The organism is Frankia sp. CeTa3Moorea (assembly GCF_978021225.1).
In genome coordinates, this window is record NZ_CDXDOR010000083.1 from 1 (window position 1) to 3,686 (window position 3,686).

General features: G+C 70.9%; 4 protein-coding genes. 2 read left to right on the forward strand and 2 right to left on the reverse strand.

The genetic code is table 11. The annotated features are described in order from the left end of the window. Nucleotides 1-252: 252 nt before the first annotated feature. Together AC08OV_RS15065 and AC08OV_RS15070 are read right to left on the reverse strand one after the other, a co-directional pair. The gene (locus tag AC08OV_RS15065) at nucleotides 253-441 is read right to left on the reverse strand and encodes a hypothetical protein (RefSeq protein ID WP_476613072.1); all 189 of its coding nucleotides are present in this window, start codon (nucleotides 439-441) and stop codon (nucleotides 253-255) included. Between the two features lie 215 nt (nucleotides 442-656). Further along, nucleotides 657-1,061, reverse strand: a complete 405-nt coding sequence (locus AC08OV_RS15070) for an ArsR/SmtB family transcription factor (protein WP_476613073.1) — start codon at nucleotides 1,059-1,061, stop codon at nucleotides 657-659. Nucleotides 1,062-1,170: 109 nt separating this feature from the next. Here AC08OV_RS15070 and AC08OV_RS15075 point away from each other — a divergent pair, with 109 nt between their 5' ends. Both AC08OV_RS15075 and AC08OV_RS15080 read left to right on the forward strand, forming a co-directional pair. Beyond that, nucleotides 1,171-3,195 (forward strand): heavy metal translocating P-type ATPase, encoded by a 2,025-nt coding sequence (locus AC08OV_RS15075; RefSeq protein ID WP_476613074.1) that lies wholly within the window; start codon nucleotides 1,171-1,173, stop codon nucleotides 3,193-3,195. 168 nt (nucleotides 3,196-3,363) lie between these two features. Next, nucleotides 3,364-3,686: GNAT family N-acetyltransferase (locus AC08OV_RS15080; RefSeq protein ID WP_476619813.1), on the forward strand; the 323-nt coding region annotated here is incomplete at its 3' end.

The window sequence follows — 3,686 nt, forward strand, 5'->3', positions numbered from 1 at the left end:
CCACCAGCTGACCGGGCCGGACACCGGGCCCCGGCCCGCATCGACGGCGACGAGGTGATCGTCGGGGCCAGGCACGAGGACCGCCCCGCCGGAGCCGTCGAACTCCTCACCCTCGCGGATGGTTCCCGGCGCTGGCACACCCATCGACACACCCACCGGCACACCGTTGTACGACACCGAAAGCGCGGCACTGTACCTGCCCACACCCGGCCAGACGGTACGCCTCGATGTCACCAGCGGTAAGGATGGGTATCAGAGTTGACCGAAATCGATCTCTGCCGCGAAGGGAGCCGAGATCTTGACCACGCCGGTGAACACCTCTCCATCCCGGTAGGCCCCGCTCGCCGGATCGAGGACATAGGTGTACACCAGCGGAACACCGGTAGCGGCCTGCTCGACCCGCCAGTAGAAAGCGATGCCGGCCCTGGCGTACTGGTCCACCTTCACGATCCTGGTCGAAGTCCGTATCGGCGTTCCAGTCCGCCCCCGCGGCCACCTCCAGAGCGCTCGATGGGCACCGCCTTGCCTCTTGCCCGGATCCCTCTTGCCCGGACCATTGACCGCGAGACTTGGCCGCCCGCGAGACTTGGCCGCCCGCGCCTGGGGACGGCGCGACCGCGCCTCCACCGGCACGGGCGGGATGCGTGGTCGGCGCGTCAGGCGGTCGGGGCGGTCGCCGTCTCCCGCTCCGGCTCGGCGTCGGTAGCGGGGGTGTCCGCGAGGCCGAGGCCGAGGTGTTCGACATGGTAGAGGGCCTGGTCAAGGAGCTCGGCGACGTGGTTGTCGTAGAGGGAGTACACCACGGAGCGGCCTTTGCGGGTGCCAGCCACGAGGCCGAGATGGCGCAGCAGGCGGAGCTGGTGGGAGCAGGCGGACTGCTCCAGACCGACCTCGGCGGCCAGCTCGGTCGCGGCGAGCGGGCCCTCGCGTAACCGGGCGAGGATCAACAGTCTCGACGGGGCCGCCAGCGCTTGGAGAGTGGTGGCGACCTTCGCGGCGCTGACCGCATCCAGGCGGGTACGCGGGACGTAGCTGGCAGACGGTGCGGCTCCATGACCCACGCAGCTATGGTATACACCCAACCATGCTTACATGAGCATTTGTTCATCTGTTCCTGTATGATGGTCGAGCTGTCACTGTGCCCGTCGCGCGCAAAGGATCCCGCTACCGATGTCGATCGCCATGGCCCGTCCGACGACGGCTGCCCGCGCCGCCGGCGAGGCGACGCCGCGCAGGCGCCACACCCGGGTTTTCGCCTTGCCCGAGATCCGCTGGGCGGCTGCGGCGCTCGTGCTGTTCCTGTTGGCCCTGCCGCTGTACCTGCTGGGAGCGCCGGCGTGGGCGTGGGGGCCGTTGTATGCGGCCGTGTACGTGACCGGCGGCTGGGAACCGGGCTGGGCGGGCCTTCAGGCGCTGCGGGCGAAAACGCTGGATGTAGACCTGCTGATGGTCTTGGCCGCGCTGGGAGCGGCGGCGATCGGGCAGGTGCTCGACGGGGCACTGCTGATCGTCATCTTCGCCACCTCCGGGGCGTTGGAGGCGGTCGCCACCGCCCGGACCGCAGACTCCGTGCGCGGCCTGCTCGATCTGGCGCCCGCCACCGCCAGCCGCCTGGCCGACGACGGCACCGAGGAGACGGTGCCCGCCGAGCAGCTGAGGACGGGCGACATCATCCTGGTGCGGCCCGGCGAACGCATCGGCGCCGACGGCAGGGTTCTGGACGGGGCGAGCGGGGTGGACCAGGCCACCATCACCGGCGAGCCGCTGCCGGTGGTGAAGGAGACCGGGGACGAGGTGTTCGCCGGCACCCTGAACGGCACCGGCGCATTGCGGGTGAAGGTCGAGCGCGACCCGGCGGATTCGGTGATCGCCCGGATCGTGGCCATAGTCGAGGAAGCCTCGAAGACCAAGGCCTCGACCCAGCTGTTCATCGAGAAGGTCGAGCAGCGGTACAGCCTCGGCATGGTCGCGGTCACGGTGGCGCTGTTCACGCTACCGCTGCTGGTCGGCGCGGCCTTGCAACCGACGCTGCTGCGCGCCATGACCTTCATGATCGTCGCATCGCCGTGCGCGGTCGTGCTGGCCACCATGCCCCCGCTGCTGTCCGCGGTCGCCACCGCCGGCCGCCACGGCGTCCTGATCAAGTCCGTGCTGGTCATGGAACGCCTCGGCCAGGTCGACGCCGTCGCGCTGGACAAGACCGGCACCCTCACCGAAGGCACCCCTCGGGTGACGGACATCCAGCCGCTGGCCGCCTCCGGCCTTACCCAGGACGGCCTGCTGGCGCTGGCGGCGGCGGCCGAGCACCCCAGCGAGCACCCGCTGGCCCGCTCCATCGTGGAAGCCGCCCGCACCCGCGAACTGGACATCCCGCCGGTGGAGACCTTCACCTCCACCGCCGGCACCGGCGTGACCGCCACCGTCAACGGCCAGCCGGTCGCGGTCGGCAGCCCCGTACGGCTGCTGGGCAACCGCTCCCAGCACCCGGCCGCCGCGGTGGCCGCCCGCCTGGAAGAAAAGGGCCGTACCGCGGTCCTGGTCATCCTGGACGATACCCCGGTGGGTGTGCTGGGCATCGCCGACCGGCTGCGCGACAAGGCCGCCGCCACCGTCACCGCCCTGGCCACGGCGACCGGCACCGCGCCTGTCCTGGTCACCGGCGACAACCCGCGCGCCGCCGCCCACCTCGCCGCCGAGGTCGGCATCGCCGACGTCCGCGCCGGTCTACTACCCCAGGACAAAGTCACCGCTGTCCAAAACCTCCAGCAGGCCGGCCGGAAGGTGCTGATGGTCGGCGACGGCGTCAACGACGCCCCCGCACTCGCCGCCGCCTACGCCAGCATCGCCATGGGCCGCGCCGGCTCCGACCTCGCCCTCGACACCGCCGACGCCGTGGTGGTCCGCGACGAACTGGCCACCATCCCCGCTGTCGTCGCCCTCGCGCGGCGGGCCCGCCGCCTGGTAGTGCAGAACCTCGTCATCGCCGCGTTGTTCATCACTGGCCTGGTGATCTGGGACCTGATCGGCACCCTGCCGCTGCCGCTGGGAGTCGCCGGCCACGAGGGCTCCACCGTCATCGTCGGCCTCAACGGACTGCGTCTACTCACCGACGCCGCCTGGCGCCGCGCCGAGCGGCCAGAACACTCGGCTGAGATCGTCCGTCCTGATCATCACCACCGGAACGCGCAGGAGTAGGGGCCGCCCCGCCCAAGGGAGCACCTACAGGCACGAAGATTGCCTTCGGCCGGGGGCGGCGGTCCCAAGGTCCCGCCAGAAAGCTTCGTCAGTCCCTGCTGATCGGGGCGGAACAGAAGGGCATTGTCGAGTCGACGATCCGTCGGTGACCGACTTGAAGGAGCCAGCGTGCCCATCTGGCACATCCGTCCCTACGAGACCGTCGACTACGCGGCGACAGTACGCCTGCTGGAGGAAGTGCGGAGCACCCCGGGCGGCCCGCCCATCAACCTCACCGACACCGTGCTGGCGCTGCGGCACGAACTCCCGGACACCGAGTCCCCCGCGGTGGTCGCCGTCGCGGGCGAGCATCTCGTCGGTGCCGCGGTCGGGCGCAAGGAGGGCGGCCAGGGCCGGGTGCTCACGGTCGCCATCGCGCCCGCCTGGCGTCACCACGGCATTGGCTCCAGCCTGTTGCAGAGCGTGGAGAACCTGCTCCTGCACGCCGGCTG

Coding starts and splice junctions, on each gene's coding strand:
- AC08OV_RS15075 (WP_476613074.1), top strand. CDS start 1,171: ATGTCGATCGCCATGGCCCGTCCGACGACGGCTGCCCGCGCCGCCGGC.